This window comes from uncultured Erythrobacter sp., assembly GCF_947502395.1.
In the GTDB taxonomy this organism is placed as follows: Bacteria; Pseudomonadota; Alphaproteobacteria; order Sphingomonadales; family Sphingomonadaceae; genus Erythrobacter.
In genome coordinates this window covers 219,664-237,467 of sequence record NZ_CANMZM010000002.1, presented here as the reverse complement: position 1 = coordinate 237,467, position 17,804 = coordinate 219,664, and the positions used below count along the sequence as shown (strand labels likewise).

General features: G+C 56.9%; 16 protein-coding genes. 5 read left to right on the top strand and 11 right to left on the bottom strand.

Going from position 1 to position 17,804, the window contains the following annotated elements; all coding sequences use genetic code 11:
• Nucleotides 1-158: 158 nt before the first annotated feature.
• From Q0778_RS07385 to Q0778_RS07375, 3 genes are all read right to left on the bottom strand, one after another.
• Nucleotides 159-995 (bottom strand): hypothetical protein, encoded by an 837-nt coding sequence (locus Q0778_RS07385; RefSeq protein ID WP_298307961.1) that lies wholly within the window; start codon nt 993-995, stop codon nt 159-161.
• Nucleotides 992-1,432: an ABA4-like family protein gene (locus Q0778_RS07380; RefSeq protein WP_298335167.1), complete on the bottom strand. Its 441-nt coding sequence runs from the start codon at nt 1,430-1,432 to the stop codon at nt 992-994. Before Q0778_RS07380 ends, Q0778_RS07385 begins: the two co-directional genes overlap by 4 nt.
• Nucleotides 1,433-1,536: 104 nt before the next feature.
• On the bottom strand, nt 1,537-2,613 hold the full coding sequence (locus Q0778_RS07375; protein WP_298335166.1) for an aspartyl protease family protein: 1,077 nt from the start codon (nt 2,611-2,613) through the stop codon (nt 1,537-1,539).
• Between the two features lie 423 nt (nt 2,614-3,036).
• Between Q0778_RS07375 and rplK the strand changes: the two genes are divergently transcribed.
• On the top strand, nt 3,037-3,465 hold the full coding sequence (rplK, locus tag Q0778_RS07370) for a 50S ribosomal protein L11 (RefSeq protein ID WP_298307971.1): 429 nt from the start codon (nt 3,037-3,039) through the stop codon (nt 3,463-3,465).
• A 4-nt stretch (nt 3,466-3,469) separates the two neighbouring features.
• Nucleotides 3,470-4,162, top strand: coding sequence for a 50S ribosomal protein L1 (gene rplA / locus Q0778_RS07365; RefSeq protein ID WP_298307974.1), 693 nt, complete (start codon nt 3,470-3,472; stop codon nt 4,160-4,162).
• 107 nt (nt 4,163-4,269) lie between these two features.
• On the opposite strand, the gene Q0778_RS07360 is transcribed toward rplA, so the two are convergent.
• From Q0778_RS07360 to Q0778_RS07335, 6 genes are all read right to left on the bottom strand, one after another.
• Complete coding sequence (locus Q0778_RS07360) at nt 4,270-5,178, bottom strand: GNAT family N-acetyltransferase (RefSeq protein ID WP_298335164.1); 909 nt, start codon at nt 5,176-5,178, stop codon at nt 4,270-4,272.
• Nucleotides 5,175-6,149, bottom strand: coding sequence for a polysaccharide deacetylase family protein (locus tag Q0778_RS07355; RefSeq protein ID WP_298335162.1), 975 nt, complete (start codon nt 6,147-6,149; stop codon nt 5,175-5,177). The genes Q0778_RS07360 and Q0778_RS07355 overlap by 4 nt, the downstream gene beginning before the upstream one ends.
• Nucleotides 6,150-6,228: 79 nt before the next feature.
• Nucleotides 6,229-6,654 carry a hypothetical protein gene (locus Q0778_RS07350; protein WP_298307982.1) on the bottom strand — a complete coding sequence of 142 codons (426 nt, stop codon included), beginning with the start codon at nt 6,652-6,654 and terminating at the stop codon, nt 6,229-6,231.
• A 27-nt stretch (nt 6,655-6,681) separates the two neighbouring features.
• Nucleotides 6,682-6,993, bottom strand: coding sequence for a hypothetical protein (locus tag Q0778_RS07345; RefSeq protein WP_298335160.1), 312 nt, complete (start codon nt 6,991-6,993; stop codon nt 6,682-6,684).
• Nucleotides 6,994-6,995: 2 nt separating this feature from the next.
• A complete protein-coding gene (locus Q0778_RS07340) occupies nt 6,996-7,769 on the bottom strand; it encodes a molybdopterin-binding protein (RefSeq protein ID WP_298335158.1) in 774 nt (257 codons plus the stop codon).
• 52 nt (nt 7,770-7,821) lie between these two features.
• Nucleotides 7,822-9,333: an NAD(P)/FAD-dependent oxidoreductase gene (locus Q0778_RS07335; RefSeq protein WP_298307987.1), complete on the bottom strand. Its 1,512-nt coding sequence runs from the start codon at nt 9,331-9,333 to the stop codon at nt 7,822-7,824.
• A gap of 122 nt (nt 9,334-9,455) precedes the next feature.
• On the opposite strand from Q0778_RS07335, the gene Q0778_RS07330 reads away from it, so the two are divergent.
• Complete coding sequence (locus Q0778_RS07330) at nt 9,456-11,471, top strand: TonB-dependent receptor (RefSeq protein WP_298335156.1); 2,016 nt, start codon at nt 9,456-9,458, stop codon at nt 11,469-11,471.
• A 211-nt stretch (nt 11,472-11,682) separates the two neighbouring features.
• Nucleotides 11,683-14,253 carry a TonB-dependent receptor gene (locus Q0778_RS07325; RefSeq protein WP_298335154.1) on the top strand — a complete coding sequence of 857 codons (2,571 nt, stop codon included), beginning with the start codon at nt 11,683-11,685 and terminating at the stop codon, nt 14,251-14,253.
• Between the two features lie 144 nt (nt 14,254-14,397).
• Here the strand turns inward: Q0778_RS07325 and Q0778_RS07320 are convergent, their stop codons facing one another.
• Together Q0778_RS07320 and Q0778_RS07315 are read right to left on the bottom strand one after the other, a co-directional pair.
• The gene (locus tag Q0778_RS07320) at nt 14,398-15,561 is read right to left on the bottom strand and encodes an acyl-CoA dehydrogenase family protein (protein WP_298307993.1); all 1,164 of its coding nucleotides are present in this window, start codon (nt 15,559-15,561) and stop codon (nt 14,398-14,400) included.
• A 65-nt stretch (nt 15,562-15,626) separates the two neighbouring features.
• The gene (locus Q0778_RS07315) at nt 15,627-16,388 is read right to left on the bottom strand and encodes a crotonase/enoyl-CoA hydratase family protein (protein WP_298335152.1); all 762 of its coding nucleotides are present in this window, start codon (nt 16,386-16,388) and stop codon (nt 15,627-15,629) included.
• 142 nt (nt 16,389-16,530) lie between these two features.
• On the opposite strand from Q0778_RS07315, the gene Q0778_RS07310 reads away from it, so the two are divergent.
• The gene (locus Q0778_RS07310) at nt 16,531-17,799 is read left to right on the top strand and encodes an acetyl-CoA C-acetyltransferase (protein WP_298335150.1); all 1,269 of its coding nucleotides are present in this window, start codon (nt 16,531-16,533) and stop codon (nt 17,797-17,799) included.
• Nucleotides 17,800-17,804: the final 5 nt, after the last annotated feature.

The window sequence follows — 17,804 nt, the reverse complement described above, 5'->3', positions numbered from 1 at the left end:
GATGTAAATCCCTGGGATTGCTGATAGATGCGACAAGTTAAGGAGTAATTGTAAGTGCCTTTACCTGGGATTTAGCTTTTCGATTAGGCTCTGCTTCGCCACTCAAAGCCAAGTCTCCAGGCTCCGTAAGTGATGGAGCAATTTCTTAGGTCTCTGGCTTAAACCGGCCAAAAGGGTGCGCCGCTTTGAGCCTGGAAGAAAAGGGCAGCTGCAACGCCCAATTGGACGATTGCAACGCCTGCGACAGTTAACACCGCGTTCCAGCCGTAGCGATCCGCCAGCCACCCGGCTAACGGCACGGTTTGCATCAGGTGAAGGCTCACAAAATGGGCCGGACGCAAGTCACCATATTCCCTCGACCAGCCGAAGAAGGGCACCGTCGCGCCTCCACCCGTGAGCGGCGCACCGACATATCGGCCCGAGCTCGACATAGTGAACCCAAAGTAGAGCGTGCTCACAAACGCCAAGGTTAGCCCAACAACCGCGCCCAGCCAAAGCCCTTTGCGCGCCCGGTCTCCCTTGCGCCATATCTGTACCGCGAGCGCCATGCAGATCGTCATCAGCAGGAACGCACCGAGACCCATCAAAGCGTACATGATCCCCTCGAACGCGGAGTCGAAGTTGAAATGTGAGCGGGATGCGCGCCCTGCTTGCAGGCCCACCCAGACAAACTCGAACACCAGTGCGGCCGCCGCAAGGTATGAGAAGATCACGAGGACCGGCCCCTTCCGCACCTCACGCGGCACGAGCTGCATCAGGACGGCTAGCGTCAAGAAATGCAGTGAAAGTGAGACATGGAACTTCTGTGGCTTTGTCCAGACATTGGCGCTGTCGAGCAGGCGTGTGTCGATCAACCAAGCGGGAATGAACACCACAAAACACGCCGCCATGAACAGTGCCAATGCAAGGTTGAGGCGGGTGACAAGATCGTTGTCAAACCTGCTGGATAGCGGAACAACAGGCGCGCGTGCGCTATTGGATCGAAACAGGTTCATGCCGCCGTCTCCCGCACCGGAATACTGCCTTCGCTCTTTCGGAAATAGCCGGCTCGCATCACCATAAAGAGAGCGAGCCCGACGGGGCCAAACATAAAGGTCAGCATAAGAATAGGTGCCTGCAAGAGCCGGTTGATCCCGAGCTTGTCGCATTGGACCGCGATCCAACCGCCGATGAACAGGTCAAAAGCGAGATAGTGCACCCAGCCTGCGAGCAACATCTCACGGTCGCCCAAAAACACTGCGACCTGATCCAAGGAACCATAACCGCCGCCCTCAATCTGGAAGAAACGCGTCATGGCAAGGCCAGCATAGAGCAGCGACAATCCGAATGGGACCACATAGCGAGGAATGGCGACCAGCCAGCCCCAATGGCGAGGTAGAAAAATCAGGATCAGCCAGCCCAACATGGCGGTCTGTCCTGCGTAACCGAACATCTGATCTGGTGAGAGTATGGCCCTATCCTCCTGCCTATGCAGGTCTAGATCGGGTCATTCGAGGTGTCTAGTGCTGGCAACACACCTTCCGTCGGTCAAGCGCTCTAGCGTTCGCACGCGCTTGCAGCTTGAGCCCTTAGCCGAGTTGCGTGCTTGATGGTGCGTACCCTTGCGAGCTGCGAACCGCATTTCTTGAGCTGGAAGCGTACTTTCCGTTCGGCAAAATCAAGGGATACACGGCGGAAGGTCTCCATCAAGTCGGTGCCGAGCAGCAAGGAAGGTTTGTCGTTGATTCCGAAGACTTCAAAGGGCGGGACATCCGCAAACGCAATGGGCACATTGCTGAACGTGACGGGTCCCATTTGCAGCCGGTGGACAATGGCAAATTCAATCTCAGCGCTGGCTCCAGTTACGCCAAAAATCTCGAATGTTTGATCGTCACGGTTGCTGCGACGGATCAACTCTTCCTTGAGCGCCAAATTGCCGATCGTCACTTCTGTTCCAGTGTCGATGATCGCATCGACCTCGTGTCCTTGCGCCTTCACCTCGGTAAGGATCAATTGGCCACGTTGAAGCCGCCCGGTCACGATGATTTCGTTTCGGCCAAAGTCGACTGGTTCATCGTAGCGATCCTCTACCGTGATGATCCTTTCATCGAAGTCGAGCATCAGCCGCTGCTCTACCAGCGCATCGAGACCAATCATGCCATCCCCGCCAATAAAGGCCTCTTTGAGCACGGGGAGCTCAAGGTTGGTGACCATCGAAGGCCCCAACTCAAGAGTATCGACCTGAGCGCGGTCCACCATCGTGCTTTCAGTCATCGAGTGAAGCAGGACCGGGTCAGCACCGGGTAGTTCCAGCTCCGCTGCCAGCTTCCGCCCGATCACCGAAGTGTCTGCGCCGCTATCAACCACGAACCTGTGCGGACCAGTGCCGTTGATGTTGACCTCAACCGTCATGCGGCTGCGCAACTGCCGCGCCTCGATCTCGTCACCGCCAACCGAGAGTGTTTCGTCAAACTCGGCGGGAGGCAACTCGGGCATCTGTGGTGCTTGGTCTTGGTCCGAAGTTTCAGCATCGCCGTTCTGTGCATGAGCTGGCAGGGCGGTGCCAGGCGCGGCGATTAGCGTTGCGGCGCTGATCGCAATTGCACAGGCTAGTAAGTTTCCGAACGGCCTCATGACGTGATCATAGCATATTTGCGTGAATATGGCGCATCAGGGGCGCGCCAAGCCGACTCCGGGCCGCACTCGCCGAATTTTCCTACACTACGTAGTCTGCGCTAGAAGCCGTGGAATGCCTTCACAGCAATCCCCCTCTTCGCACGCTTTTTCACGGGTCTTTTCCGCCTGATTTCAGCGCGTTTCGTCAGGCAACGGTTTTTTGCCCTTGGACAGTGTCTCAAGTGTCTCAAACGGAAAGGCGTGCGCGGGCTTTTTTTCTTGCGAAAGGGTCACAAAACGCTAATGGAGCGCCCTCGCGTTTCACACGCGAATCCCAATTGGGAACCAGTGCGGGAGGTTGATCGCCAGATCGACTGTTTGACCGCTTAACATGATCTGCTTTTCAAAAGAGGGCGGAGACAGTGCGAAAGGAGGCCATTCATGGCCAAGAAAATCGAAGGCTATATCAAGCTGCAAGTGCCAGCTGGTACTGCTAATCCCAGCCCGCCAATCGGCCCGGCGCTGGGTCAGCGCGGCGTCAACATCATGGAATTCTGTAAGGCGTTTAACGCCGCGACACAGGACCTTGAGAAGAACGCCCCGATCCCCACCACGATCACGGTTTACGCTGACCGCTCGTTCACCTTCACCACCAAAACCCCGCCTGCATCTTATCTGCTTAAGAAAGCCGCTAAGATCAAATCGGGTTCTGGCGAGCCGAACAAGACGAAGGTCGGCAAAATCACCTCAGCTCAGGTTAAAGAGATCGCTGAGACGAAAATGAAAGATCTCAACGCGAACGATATCGAAGCCGCGATGAAGATCATTGAAGGCTCCGCTCGCGCGATGGGCCTCGAGGTGGAGGGCTAAGATCATGGCGAAACTGACGAAAAAGCAAAAAACCGTTGCTGAGCTCGACAATGACAAGCTCTACACCGTGGACGAAGCCATCGCGACACTGCGCGCGCACAAAGCGAAGTTTGACGAAACCGTTGAGCTGGCGATGAACCTTGGCGTTGATCCGCGTCACGCTGACCAGATGGTTCGCGGCATGGTCTCGCTACCATCGGGCACCGGTAAAGACGTGAAAGTTGCTGTGTTTGCACGCGGCGATAATGCGGACAAAGCCACGGCTGCTGGTGCTGACAAAGTTGGCGCAGAAGATCTCATGGAAGAGATGCAGAACGGCAACCTCGATTTTGACCGCGTGATCGCAACCCCTGACATGATGGGTGTTGTTGGTCGTCTGGGTAAAGTGCTCGGCCCTAAAGGCCTTATGCCTAACCCGAAGCTTGGCACTGTCACTCCTAACGTAGAGCAAGCCGTGAAGGACGCAAAGGGCGGCCAGGTTGAGTTCCGCGTTGAGAAAATGGGCATCATTCACACCGGCATCGGCAAGCTGTCGTTTGACGATGCGGCTTTGAAGGCAAACTTCGAAGCGCTTACCCAAGCGGTTGTGAAAGCCAAGCCATCAGGTGCCAAAGGCAAATATGTGAAGAAGATCTCTCTGACCTCGACCATGGGTCCAGGCCTCAAGATTGACGCATCACAGGTCGAAGGCGCGTAAAGCGCGTTCAATTCGCGAGGCGGTAGCAAGCTAAGAGCTCTGCTTTCCTACTTCGGAAGAACATGAAAAAGGGGCTGGGAGCTTAGAGCTTCCAACCCCTTTTTCGTTTAGGCTCGTAAAGCGGAACGGATTTTGGTGAGCACGCCTGTGCGGTCTGCCACACTGCGAGCAGCTTCGACCGCGCCGTCGAACGATGCCCTTGCCCCGAGCAGTGCGCGATTGGCGATGGTTGGGCTGAGGAGCACGAAGCTTGAGCATTCGATGCTATCCGTGCCGAACATGGCCTTATGCGCACCTTCACCCTCGGTGAAGTCGAAATAGGCGTAGGCATTCTCAGCGAATAGCCGCTCAAGCGCGATAAGTTGTAAGACGGTGCCAGGTGAGAGCCGCGCAAACTCGGGGTCATAGCCCAGATGCGTATAGACGAGGGTATTTCCTACAAGCGGGAGGCTGAGATAGGCGATGGGCCTCTTGCCGACCCAAAGGAGGAAGCACCGCATTTGGCCGTTCTGAGCTTTATTGAGCATTTCGGCGCGCGCCTCTGGACTATCGGGAAGACCCGCATCGAGTAAACGCGCCTGATAGGTTTTGGCGGACAAGGGAAGCGCGGCTTCGAGAAAGGCTTCAACTTCGGCGCGGGTGATGTGTTCGGTTAGAGTGTATTCTCCGGCTTCCTTGGCAAGTTTGCGTGCCTTGCGCCGGAGGGTAGAACGGGTCTTGCTTGAGAAGCCAGCGAGGTAATTTTCAAAGGAGTTGCCTTCCATGGCGATGTAATGCCGCCCGTAACTTTGGCGCGAACCAAGGAGGTGATTAGGGAAACGCTCTTCAATCTCTGCGATGCGTGATTGCGGGGCTGAGAGTACGCGCAGACCGTCCGCACCCAGTGGGGGAGGTGTCAGAGGAGATGAACCGTCGAGAGCGTCTTCAAGACTGAAAGCCCATGTGGCAAGCGCGCGGTCAACCGAAGCCAATCGCCGCGAGCCGAGGGTGAAGTCGATGGAAGCGCCGCTACTCACAGCGCACCGTAGAGCGTGTTGGAGACAAGTTGCTCGGCATAGCGGTAGCCGGTTCGCAATGGGTTCGCCTGGAGCGGGGCGGGGGATGGGCCAGTTCCTGCTGGCAGCGGTGGATTGTCGCGATAACTGGCGGTTGCCACCCCGCCCGTAGTGCCAAGCAAGCGGTACAAGCCGGCAAACCGTCGGCGCACGATTGGGTTCACCGTTAATTTGCGACGATTGATCAGTTCGAAGGAATGCGTGACCAAGGTGAAGCTTGGGCAGCCCAAATCGCTCGCATGACGGATAGCGGAAGACATCTCGTCCAGCGAAAGCGCGGTGATCTGAGCATGGCGCAACCCGCCTGAATGGGTGCCGATGCAGCCTACGGGCACTTCGATCATGCCCTCATGCAAGGTGGGGCAGCGGTGCTCTGGTGTTAGGCTGATACGGCTGGCTTCGGGGAGCGCGGGGCAAAAGCTGCTGTCGTAACGCAGACCAAGCTGAGCAAGTGCGCGCAAGCTATCGTCATTTGCGCCGTAATTCCCGGCACGAAAGGCAACGGGAGAGGGCGCGCCTGCCGCAACCAATGTGTCGCGGGCAAATTGAAGGATCTCGAATTGCTCTTCCACCGGGAAATCATAGAGGTTCTGACCGGTTCGTTTGGACGCGAGGGGGTTTGCATCTCCTGCCAGTCCAAGCCATTCGGTATGGCAGTGAAGCTGAACGTCCTGACCCGCCTCCAGAATGGGGGCGATGACATCCTCAACCGCTGCCACGCCCCACACAAGAGCGGGCATGGGATCGACAAAGAACACCGCCTTTATGCCGTACCGCTCAAACATCTTGAGCTTGTAGGAAATGCCAGCAGGCCCCTCGGGCGTATCGCAAGAGATCGAGCGCGCAAAATTGTCTCTCCGACCGGCGTCGGACAGATCCGTGACAAGTCCTGAGGAATACTCAGTGTCGATGGTGACAAAAACGCTGGTCATCACACGCGTGACGATAGCGTAAAGGGGTTAAGGAGCGGTGAGAGCCTTCATTGTTTCGCCCCGCAATGATGGTCGCGGATCAGTCGCCCTTGCGTTCCGTCCAGATGAGCAGCAGCAATGCGGTGATGATGAAGATGGCGCAGCCTGAGAGGAGCCATGGATTAATGTACCACTGATCGCCCCATTCAAACTCGCCCGCATTCATGCGCGCCCATCCGCGAAAGTGCTGCGTTGCGCCCACAACCAGTCCAAAAATGCCGAACACCACGGAAAGGTAACGCACCAGCCAAAATCGCAGGTTTGGCATCAGTAAGAGGAAGCCGAGAAGACCAATCACCGTGCGCTGAGCCCGGCAAAATGGGCAGTTGTAGACCAACTCCATCAGATCAATCGCCCATGTGCCAGCGCAGATCAGGATCGCCAGCACGCCTACCGCGACGCGGTATTTGAGCAGGACTTGCGGTAAATCGGTGAAGAGCGCGACGGCCCCATGATTAATCGACATTTGATCCCCCTTGCTTTCCCTTGCCGGTCAACTGCTCGACGGTTCCTGAGCCATGCCTTCAACTGCGTCAGCGAGTTCGATCTGCGCACGGTACATGGATTTGAGCACGATCACCGCGCACATCGCGAAAAACACTGCCGCGAGCACAGCGATGTCATCGGTTTGGGACTTGATCCCCCAAAACGCGGCGAATGCGCCCATGGCAAGCCACAATTCAGAGTTTGCTTTCTGGATTTTCTGGCCACAGCCTCGGCACTCAAACGGCTTCTTTCTGCCTTTGAAACCGGCCTGGAATGCGGTGATACGTGTTCCGCATTTTGGGCACTTTCCGTCGCTCACAATCAAATCCCGCCTGGCGTGAAGTCCAAGCCGTTCGTTGCAAGTCCATCGGTTAGGCTATCGACGCAGGATTTGAGGCTGTCTGCGTCGGTTGAGCGGATCACAAAGTTTGCGCCCACACGGCCTTCACGGAAGAAAGGATAGGAACCAATCTGGCAGTCCTCATGCGCCTCTTCAACTTCGCGCAGGAGATTTGCGATCTCGCTTTCCGCGGTCCAGCAGCCGATGGTTTCAGACAGCAATGGAGCGCCGCCTTCAAGTTCGCCCGTGAGCGCGTCGAGCATTCCCGCCGCGATATGTGGCACACCCGCCATAACGAAGATATTGCCGTGACGAATGCCGGGCGCTCCCGATCTTTTGTTGCGGATTAGCTCTGCCCCATCGGGCACCCGAGCCATGCGAAGACGGCCTTCGTTCAGACCGCCGCGTCCTTCGTAATAGCCTTCGAGCATAGAACGTGCTTCAGGGTGGATCACGACCTCGACACCCAAGGCCTTGGCCACCGCATCGACAGTGATGTCATCATGCGTCGGGCCAATGCCGCCGGTGGTGAAGAGGTAGTCATTCTCCGCCCGCAAAGCGTTGACCGCTGCGACGATCTTATCCTCATCGTCGGCCACCACGCGCACTTCGGCAAGGCGGATGCCTTGGACCTGAAGCCAGCTGGCAATCTGCCCGATATTCTTGTCGTGGGTGCGGCCAGAAAGGATCTCATCACCGATGATGATCAGGCCTGCGGTCCAGATTTTCACGTTGTTGGTAACGGAGGAACTCATGGGACACCGCTTAAGCCAAGTGCCTTATGAATGCCAATCTTAGATCACGACTTTATTCGGCGGCCTCGAGTTGTTCTTCAGAGGTCTGCGCATTGGAACCTGCGCGGCTGAAGATTAGGACACCATCATCAACCGGGTCATTGGCCATACGCTTCTTGTCAAGTACATACTCTTGATTAAGCCGCCACGGATACTCGGTCGCGTTCTTCGGGTTGATGTCTTTTGCGCGGTTGAGATATCCGCTTGAGAAGTCGCCGAAGATATCTTCTTCCTCAATATTCGCTTCCATAGCAGGTGTCATCACCGGGTTTACAATATCAGAACCCTTGGCGCGCATCTCGCGCAGGACGCGACAGACATAGTCAGAATTGATATCCGCGCGCAGCGTCCAGCTGGCGTTGATATAGCCAAACACCACCGCCAGATTGGGTAGGTTCGAATACATGCAGCCTTTGTAATAATAGCGCTGCGAAAAATCGACGGGTTCACCGTTCACACTGACATCGATCTTGCCTGCGATGGCGAGCTTTAGGCCGGTCGCTGTGACGATAATATCCGCTTCAAGCAGCTTGCCCGATTTGAGGCGGATGCCGTTCCTCTCAAAACCAGCAATATGGTCGGTGACGACTTCGGCCTTGCCCGCTTTCATTGCTTCAAAAAGGTCGTCGTCGGGGACGAGACACAAGCGCTGCTCCCACGGATTGTAAGGCGGTGTGAAAGCTGTCTTGTCATAGTCAGGGCCAAGTGCCTTCTCGATACCCTTGTAGAGCGCCTCTTTGACCTTCTCAGGCTTTTCGCGAGCACGTTTGAAGGCGAAATCCTGGAAGCGGATATTCTTGAAGCGTGTTATCGCATAGGCGACTTTCTCGGGCAGCACTTTGCGCAGGAAATTGGCGACGCCGTCTTTTGCTGGCCGCGCAAACATCCAAGTTGGCGTGCGTTGGAGCATGGTCACCTTCTCGGCCTTGTCCGCCATCGATGGAACGATGGTCACGGCGGTCGCGCCGGATCCGATCACCACCACCTTCTTGCCGGTGTAGTCGAGGTCATCGGGCCAAAATTGCGGGTGGATCACTTGGCCTTCAAATTCGCCTAATTCAAAGCCTGCGTCATGCGGCTCATCATAATCGTAATAGCCGCTGCCCAAATAGACGAAATTGGCCGTGAGATGCGTGCGCGATCCGTCGCTAAGCTCCATCTCGACATGCCAGCGCGCTTCGTCCTCGCGGAAGTTCGCGCTTATGACCTTGTGGCCAAAACGGATGCGCTCGCGGATGCCGCGATCATCTACGATCTTGTTGAGATATTCGAGAATGGCAGGCGCATCAGCGATGCTCTTTTCATGTCGCCAAGGTTCGAAATCAAAACCCAGCGTGTGCATATCGCTGTCTGAGCGGATGCCTGGGTAGCGGAACAGGTCCCAAGTGCCACCCAAATCCTCACGACGCTCAACGATAGCGTAGGAATGCTCTGGAGCCTTCATCTGCATGTGGGCGGCCATACCAATGCCGGAAATGCCTGCGCCAACGATCAGAACATCAAAGTCAGGGGGTGTCGCTAACATCTTCGTTCACTCCAAGTTACAGGAAGGTAAGCACAAGGGGGGCGTAAAAGCGAGTCATGATTGCAAAAAGCAACTGATTTGGGCTTGTCGAAGGACTTGTCATGCCGCTAGGCGGTGCCCCCATGAAATCCCCTCATTGGCTGACGGTCTCGTCGCTTCTTGCTCTTTGTGTTTCCTGGCCCGCTATCGCCCAAGATGACGCGGGCGATAGTGAAATTGTGGTGACCGGAGAGGGGCTAGAGCCCGCTCTTTCAAACCTAGTTTTTTCGACCACGACGATTGAACGCGAGGTAATCATTTCGAGCAGCTCAGGTCGGATTGAGGATGTGCTTTCCAACGTCGCGGGCTTTCAACAGTTTCGTCGTTCCGACAGCCGCTCTTCTAACCCGACTGCGCAAGGGGTGACGCTGCGAGCGCTTGGCGGCAACGCGACGAGCCGGGCGCTGGTCCTTCTGGATGGAGTGCCGATTGCCGATCCGTTTTTTGGCTTTATCCCGCTTTCATCAATTTCGCCCGACACGTTGTCGAGCATCCGAGTTACACGCGGCGGCGGCTCCGGGCCATTTGGCGCGGGCGCATTGGCGGGCACGATTGAACTTGAAAGTGCAGGAGCACTGGGCCTCGATACTCTGACCGCGAGTGCGCTCGTCAATGACCGCGCAGAAACAGAGGCGAGCGGGATCGTCGCCCAGGAATTGGGTGGTGGCTTTGCGGTGGTGAGCGGTCGCTGGGACAGAGGGCAGGGCTTCTTCACCACGCCTGATGATCAGCGTGTGCCTGCGACTGCGCGGGCTGCGTTCGACAGCTGGCAAGTGGGCCTTCGCGCGGTTGCCCCGCTTTCGCCCGATGTCGAGTTGCAGGCGCGGATCAGCGCTTTTGACGACAGCCGCACATTGCGCTTTGAAGGCGCGGACTCAAACCACGAGGGGCAGGATGCCTCTTTACGCATTGTCGGCCGGGGCGATTGGCAGTTTGATGCGCTCGCCTATGTCCAGGCGCGCAACTTCAACAATATCATCATCAGCTCCACTCGCTTTGTTAAGGTGCTTGACCAACGCAATACGCCATCAACCGGGATCGGAGGCAAGTTTGAGTTGCGTCCCCCAATTGCTGAAGGCCACGATGTGCGGATTGGGGCTGATTACCGCCGTTCTGATGGCGAGTTGCAGGAGGATGCGTTCAGCGCCTTCACTGGAGCCCTGCGCGAAACCCGCCGCGGTGGCGGAGTGAACAGTAATCTGGGTTTCTTCTTGGAAGACGACTGGTCGATCGGTCCGATTGTGCTTACCGGAGGCCTGCGCGCTGATCACACCCGGATCGAAGACGGGTTCTTCCGCGCACTGGATGCGAGTGGCACCTTGGTGAGTGAGACGGTCACACCCGACCGCTCTGACTGGACGGTAAGCTGGCGTGCAGGCGGATCGTTCAATGCGTCGCGAGGCGTAAGTCTTCGCGCAGCAGCGTACACCGGCCTTCGTTTGCCCACACTTAACGAGCTTTACCGCCCCTTTGTGGTCTTCCCTGTCGTCACACAGGCGAATGCGGCGCTTGAGAACGAGCGGCTCGAAGGGTTTGAAGTGGGCCTCGACTGGCAGCCTTCGCGCGACGCTTTTGTGTCGATCACAGCCTTTGACAACCGGGTCGAAGACGCGATCGCCAATGTCACCCTGGCGCCCAATCTGCGCCAGCGCCAAAACCTGCCTGCGATTGATGCGCAGGGAATCGAAGGCGCTGCAACGCTGAGGTTTGGCGAGGTTAGCCTCGATGCCTCGGTTGTTTACACCGATGCGACCATCGATGGAGAAGGCCCTTCGATTGCGCTTGATGGCAATCGTCCGCCCCAAACGCCTGACTTTTCCGCTTCAGCCACTCTGGCCTGGGAGCCGACCGAGGGTGTGCGGCTCGCAAGCACTCTTCGCCATGTCAGCGCACAGTTCGAAGACGATCAGGAAAGCGACGTTCTGCCCGCAGCGACCACACTCAACCTCTTTGCGCAGGTGCCAGTGACCGATGCGATCTCAGTGGTCGCAAGGGCAGAAAATGTGTTTGACGAGACGATTGTGACCCGCAATGCGGGCGGCGTGATCGACCTTGGGGTGCCGCGCACAGTCTGGCTGGGGGTTCGCGTCGGATTGTGATCTTCGCCCCTCGGCAAGGACTCTTCCGAAACAAAATTCCTCGCTTTCGCGCATTCAAGTATAAATGCTGCGTTGCACCACGAAATGTGGCATTTTTGCATCAGGAGTGCGACAACCCGTCGCAGTGACTTGGCACGCGGAAATGCGCTGATAGTCTCTCGTTAGGAAACCATACCGGCAAAAGCTCGGATGGATTGTGGAGAGAGAAAGTATGACGCGTAAGTTTGCGACTTACGCTGCTGGCCTAATGGCGTGCAGCGCATTTACGACACCAGCCCTTGCTCAAGACGGAGATACCGAGGAACTTACCGCTCCCGATGATAGCGGTGTAATCATAGTGACCGCAACGCGCCGGGCGCAGGATGTTCAAGACATTCCCCTCGCTGTGACGGCGGTTGGCCCGGAGCAACTTCAACGGCAAGGCGTGAACGAGATCCGCGATGTGACGGCGGTCGCGCCCAGTTTCTCGAGCACCACGGCTCAGACAGCTGCTGGGTCGGTTGTGCTGCGCGTTCGCGGTGTTGGCACGACATCCAACAATATCGGGTTTGAATCTGCGGTCGGCATTTTCATCGACGGCGCGTATCAGTCGCGTCCGGGCGTTGCCCTTGGTGAGTTTGTCGACATTGAGCGGGTCGAGGTCCTGCGTGGCCCGCAAGGCACGCTGTTTGGCCGGAATACCTCGGCAGGAGCGCTCAATATCACCACAGTGCGGCCTGACCTCAATGATTTTGGCGGCTTTGCCAATGCCACATATGGGCGGTTCGATGAGATCAGCCTTCAAGGCGCGGTCAACGTGCCGCTGGTGGAAGATACAGTCGCCCTGCGCCTTACCGGTGCCTATCGTGAGCGGGACGGTGCGATTGCGGTAGTCGATGCGACCGGTACCCAGTTTGACGATACCAACGATATTGATCGCTACCTTGTGCGCGGCCAAATCGGTTGGGAAACCGATAGCGGATTTAGAGGCCGCATCATCGGTGATTATTCAAAAAACCAATCAAGCGCGGGGGTCGCCACACAGGTTTTCGAAACACCGATTAGCCCGTTCTACGCTGCAGTCGGCCTTCCAGGGAACGGTGGTCAGCCATTGGGCAACTTCGCGACTACTCCCTTTGACCAAGCCGGATTTGACGAAGCGGCACAAGACCGTGCAGTGGCCGCAACTTTTGCTCCGAGGGCAGATGTCGATAACTGGGGCGTTCTGGGAGAGTTCGAGCATCCGATTGGCGACAATGCCGAGGCGATCTTCATCGCGTCTTACCGCGAGTTTGACGCAGAAGAATTCTACGATTCCGACTTTTCGGCGGTTGATGTTTTTAATGTTGAGCTGCTGACCGAAATCGAGACCTTCACCGCCGAGCTTCGTTTCCAGGGTGAGGCGCTTGATGGCCGTTTGAATTGGCTCGTTGGCGGCTACTATTCCGATGAGCAGATCGAAGCGAACAACTCGTTTATCCTCGCAGAAGATTACGGCGAATATATCGGCGCTTTGTTCGCAGGTCTTTCAGGCGGTGCAACGCTCGGAACGCTGGGGGCCAACCCTCTTACCGCGCTTACCGGCTTTGACCCAAATGGCTCGTTCAGCACCAACCGGTTCACTCAGGAAGCTGAAAGCTGGTCGATCTTTACGCATAACAGCTTTGAAATAACCGATGGTCTCGAGTTCACAGTCGGTTTTCGTTATACCGATGAAAGCAAATCGGGCGGGTTTAACCAGGTCGCGAACACCAATGACGTCTGCAACGCCCTTGTTCCTGGCTTTCTTGATGGGTCAATTCCAGGAGCATTAGGGGCACTTGCACCGCTCGCATTGGGAACCGGCTGTTTTGGTTTCACGGCTCCGGCCGATCTTCCAGCGTCGGCGGTTCTCCCGCTCCCGCAAACTTTCCAGGCTGACTTCGATGATGACGAGCTCATCTACACAGTCAAATTGGGCTACGAAATCACGCCGGATATCAGCACCTATGCCAGCTTTACGCACGGCATTAAGGCAGGCGGTATCAACCTCGATACAACCGCAGGCGTGTTGGGCGCAGACCCGACCTTCCTTTCTGAAGAGGTTGATGCTTACGAGATCGGTCTGAAAGCCCTGCTGCTTGATGACGCAGTGACCTTGAACATCGCGGGCTTCCATCAAGACTTTTCGAACTTCCAGGTCCTCGAATTTACAGGAGCTGCGTTCCAATCGTTCAACGTGCCCGAAGCGCTGACGACCGGTGTCGAGATTGAAAGCGCCATTCGCCCGAGTGACAATTGGACCTTCAACCTCGGCGCGACGATCCTGGATGCGCGTTATCCCGATGATTGTGCAGGCGATCTGACCAGCGTGACGGTGCTTTCGCTATGCGGGAATGACCTTACCAACGCCGCGGAAATCACTGCGATTGCTGGGGCCTTGTACGAGACGGAGATCACCGACAGCCTCGAATTCTTCGCAGCAGGGCAAGTTCGTATCGTATCAGATGAACGCACGTCGACACAGGCGATTGTCCCACCTGCGCAGGGGGCAACCGTTGCAGAAACGCAGGCTGCGATTGATGCAGCGCCGCTTATCGTGGCCGATGTTCAGGATTCGAACATCAAGATCAATCTGCGCGCCGGTATTCGCACCTTCGATGAACGCGTATCGCTTGAATTTTACGTCCTAAACCTCACTAATGAGATCACACGGGGCGTGACCTTCAACAACGTTCTTCGCGGGACAGGCGCGATCAACGCCCGCTCAAGCTTTACGCTTGAGCCTCGTACGTACGGGGCAACGATCCGCACAAAATTCTAAGTGGATTTAAGCACATGAACGAGGCCGCTCGGGAAACCGGGCGGCCTTTTTCGTTTTATCTTGGCTGCGGTGCGGAATTTTGAGACAAAAAGGGCGGCTTGGTTACCCAGGCCGCCCCTTTTGAAATGTCTATGTCGTAGGCGCTTACATGCTACGCGCGATCAGCATCTTCATAACCTCGTTAGACCCGCCAAAGATCCGCGTGATGCGGCTGTCGCGGTACATTTTGGCGATGGGGTATTCGTTGATGTAGCCAGCGCCGCCGTGCAGTTGCAGGCATTTGTCGACGACTTCGCCTTGCAGCTCGGTGACCCAATACTTGGCCATCGCTGCGGTCGCGACGTCGAGCTCGCCTTTGAGCAGCTTACCAATGCAGTCGTTGACAAAGACCCGCGCCGCCGTTCCGCGAGCCTTTAGGTCGGCGAGAACGAACTGGGTGTTCTGAAAATCCCAGATCGTCTGTCCAAACGCCTTGCGGCTCTTGACGTATTCCATCGTCGTTTCGAGCGCTTTCTCGATTCCCGTGGCCGCGCCAATTGCGATAACAAGGCGTTCCTGAGCCAGCTCACCCATGAGTTGGTAGAAGCCTTTGCCTTCGACGCCGCCGAGGACGTTCTCTGCTGGCACAAACACATTGTCGAAGAACAGCTCAGACGTGTCCGCTGCATCGAGCCCGATCTTGTCGAGCTTCTTACCGCGCTCAAACCCTTCTGCGCCCTCGGTTTCGAGGAGCATGAGCGAGATGCCTTTGGCGCGCTCGTTCGGATCGGTCTTGGCAACGACGACGATGAAGTCGGCTGTCTGACCGTTTGAGATGTAGGTTTTGGCCCCGTTGATACGGTAGCCATTGCCATCTTTGAGGGCGGTTGTGGTGATCGACTGAAGGTCGCTGCCCACTCCCGGTTCGGTCATGGCAATCGCGCTGACGAGCTCACCGGTGACGAGCTTTGGCAAATATTTTTGTTTTTGCTCTTCGGTGCCGTGGCGCACGAGATAGGGCAGGATGATGGTGTTGTGGAGCGAGGCTGCAAAGCCATCGACATCGTTCTTCGACTGTTGATCGATAACAACCATGTCGTGGCGAAAGTCGCCGCCGTGGCCGCCGTATTCGGTTGGGACCGATACACCTAGGAGGCCAGCAGCGCCTGCTTCGTTCCAAAACTCGCGTTCCACTTGTCCCTCATCGCGCCATTTCTGGACGCGCTTTTCAGGGGCGTGTTGCTGATAAAATTTGCCCACAGCGTCCGCGAAGATCGAAATCTCTTCGTCTTCCATGAACTCGGGCTGTGGCACGTCAATGACGGGCATGTCTCTCTCCTAAAAATCCCACTTTAAGTACGAAGGGGCGCCCGCATTGGACGCCCCTCGCTAAATTACTTGCCCTTCCAATTGGGCGCGCGTTTCTCGGCGAAAGCGGCTGCGCCTTCGTGCGCGTCTTCTGACACGAACACTGGCGCGATCAGCTTGCCTTGGCGATCATAACGCTCTTCCATCGGCCACGCGCGCGACTCTTTCATGATCTGCTTCGATACACGCACAGCCAGCGGGCCATTGGCGGCGATCTTGGCCGCCAGAGCCTTGGCACCGTCAAGCGCCGAACCTTCGGTCACGGTATTGATCATGCCCAGCTCATAAGCGCGAGGGGCATCTATAAAGTCGCCAGTGAGAGCCAGCTCCATCGCCACCCGCTCAGGAATTTGGTCAGGCAGCATCATTACACCGCCAGCAGCCGCGACTAGGCCGCGCTTCGCCTCTGGAATGCCGAATTTCGCGCCTGCATTGGCCACCACAAGGTCGCACGCAATCATAAGCTCAAGCCCACCAGCCAGCGCATAGCCCTCAACCGCAGCGATCAGCGGCTTTGCAGGGGGGGCTTGCACTACGCCGCCAAATCCGCGGCCCGGTACGCTTGGGCTTTCGCCGCGCAGGAAACCTTTAAGGTCCATGCCAGAGCAGAAGGTTCCGCCAGCACCGGTCAGAATGCCAACACGCAGGTCGTCTTCTTCGTCAAGGCGGTCCATCGCCGCAGCAATCGCCTCGGATGCCGCCTTGGTCATGGCGTTCTTGGCTTCAGGACGGTTGATCGTGACGATCAGAACACCGTTATCGACTTGCGTTAGGACTTCTTCGCTCAACTGCTCTCTCCTTGCAGAACCTCGAATGCCGATTTTGGCATTTCAATTTGAAACTCAATTCTTGTGTATGGAGTGCAGACGCTTTACGCACACGTCAACCGCAATTTCGAAAAATACGAGTCCTAAGGAAGAGAGAGACCAGATGGCTGAAGCATATATCATCGACGCAGTGCGCACCCCGCGCGGGATTGGCAAACAGGGCAAAGGCGCTCTTGCCGATTCTCACCCGCAGCACCTTGCGGCCACCGTCCTCAAAGCGGTAGCCGAGCGCAACAGCCTCGACACCTCTACGGTTGATGATGTGATCTGGTCGGTCTCCACCCAGGACGGCAAGCAAGCGGGCGACCTTGGCCGCATGGCAGCGCTCGATGCAGGCTATGATGTGACCTCGTCAGGCACCACACTCGACCGCTTCTGTGGCGGCGGCATCACTTCGGTCAATCTGGCCGCTGCGCAAGTGATGAGCGGCATGGAAGACTGCATCGTTGCAGGCGGCACCGAGATGATGAGCCTCACCGCCGCGATGAGCCAAGAGAAGATGAAAGCGGGCATCAAGCCGATGATGATGGGCAGCTATAATGATCGGCTGCAACAGGTTCACCCGCAATCGCACCAGGGCATTTGCGGCGACGCGATCGCCACCATCGAAGGTTTCACCCGCGAGGAATTGGACGAGGTTGGCTACCGCTCACAACAGCGCGCAGCTGTCGCCATCGCAGAGGGCCGCTTTGAAAAATCGGTCGTCCCAGTGGTCGCCGATGACGGCACGGTCATTCTCGACAAAGAGGAATACCCGCGCCCTGAAACCACACTCGAAGGGCTGGGCGAACTCCAGCCTGCTTTCACCAAGATCGCCGATGTGCCGCTTGATGCAAATGGCACGACATTCCGCGGCCTCGTCAATCAGAAGTACCCTGACGTTGAGATCCAGCACTTCCACCACGCGGGCAACTCCTCGGGTGTGGTCGATGGCGCAGCAGCTGTTCTCATCGCTTCCAAAGAGTACGCACAAAAACACGGCCTGAAACCGCGTGCGCGCATCGTGCAAACCGCCAATATGGGCGATGATCCCACACTGATGCTCAACGCGCCCGTACCTGCGGCCAAGAAGGTTCTCGAGAAAGCCGGTATGACCAAGGACGACATTGATCTGTATGAGATCAACGAGGCGTTCGCGGTTGTCGCGGCCAAGTTCGTCAAAGACCTCGATCTTGATTGGGACAAGGTCAACGTCAATGGCGGCTCTATCGCGCTAGGCCACCCCATCGGTGCGACTGGCTCGATCCTGATCGGCACCATGGTCGATGAGCTTGAGCGTCAAAACAAGAAGACCGGCCTTGTCACCATGTGCGCAGCCGGCGGCATGGCCCCCGCCATCATCGTTGAGCGTGTCGAAGACTTCGTAGACTGAGGCCT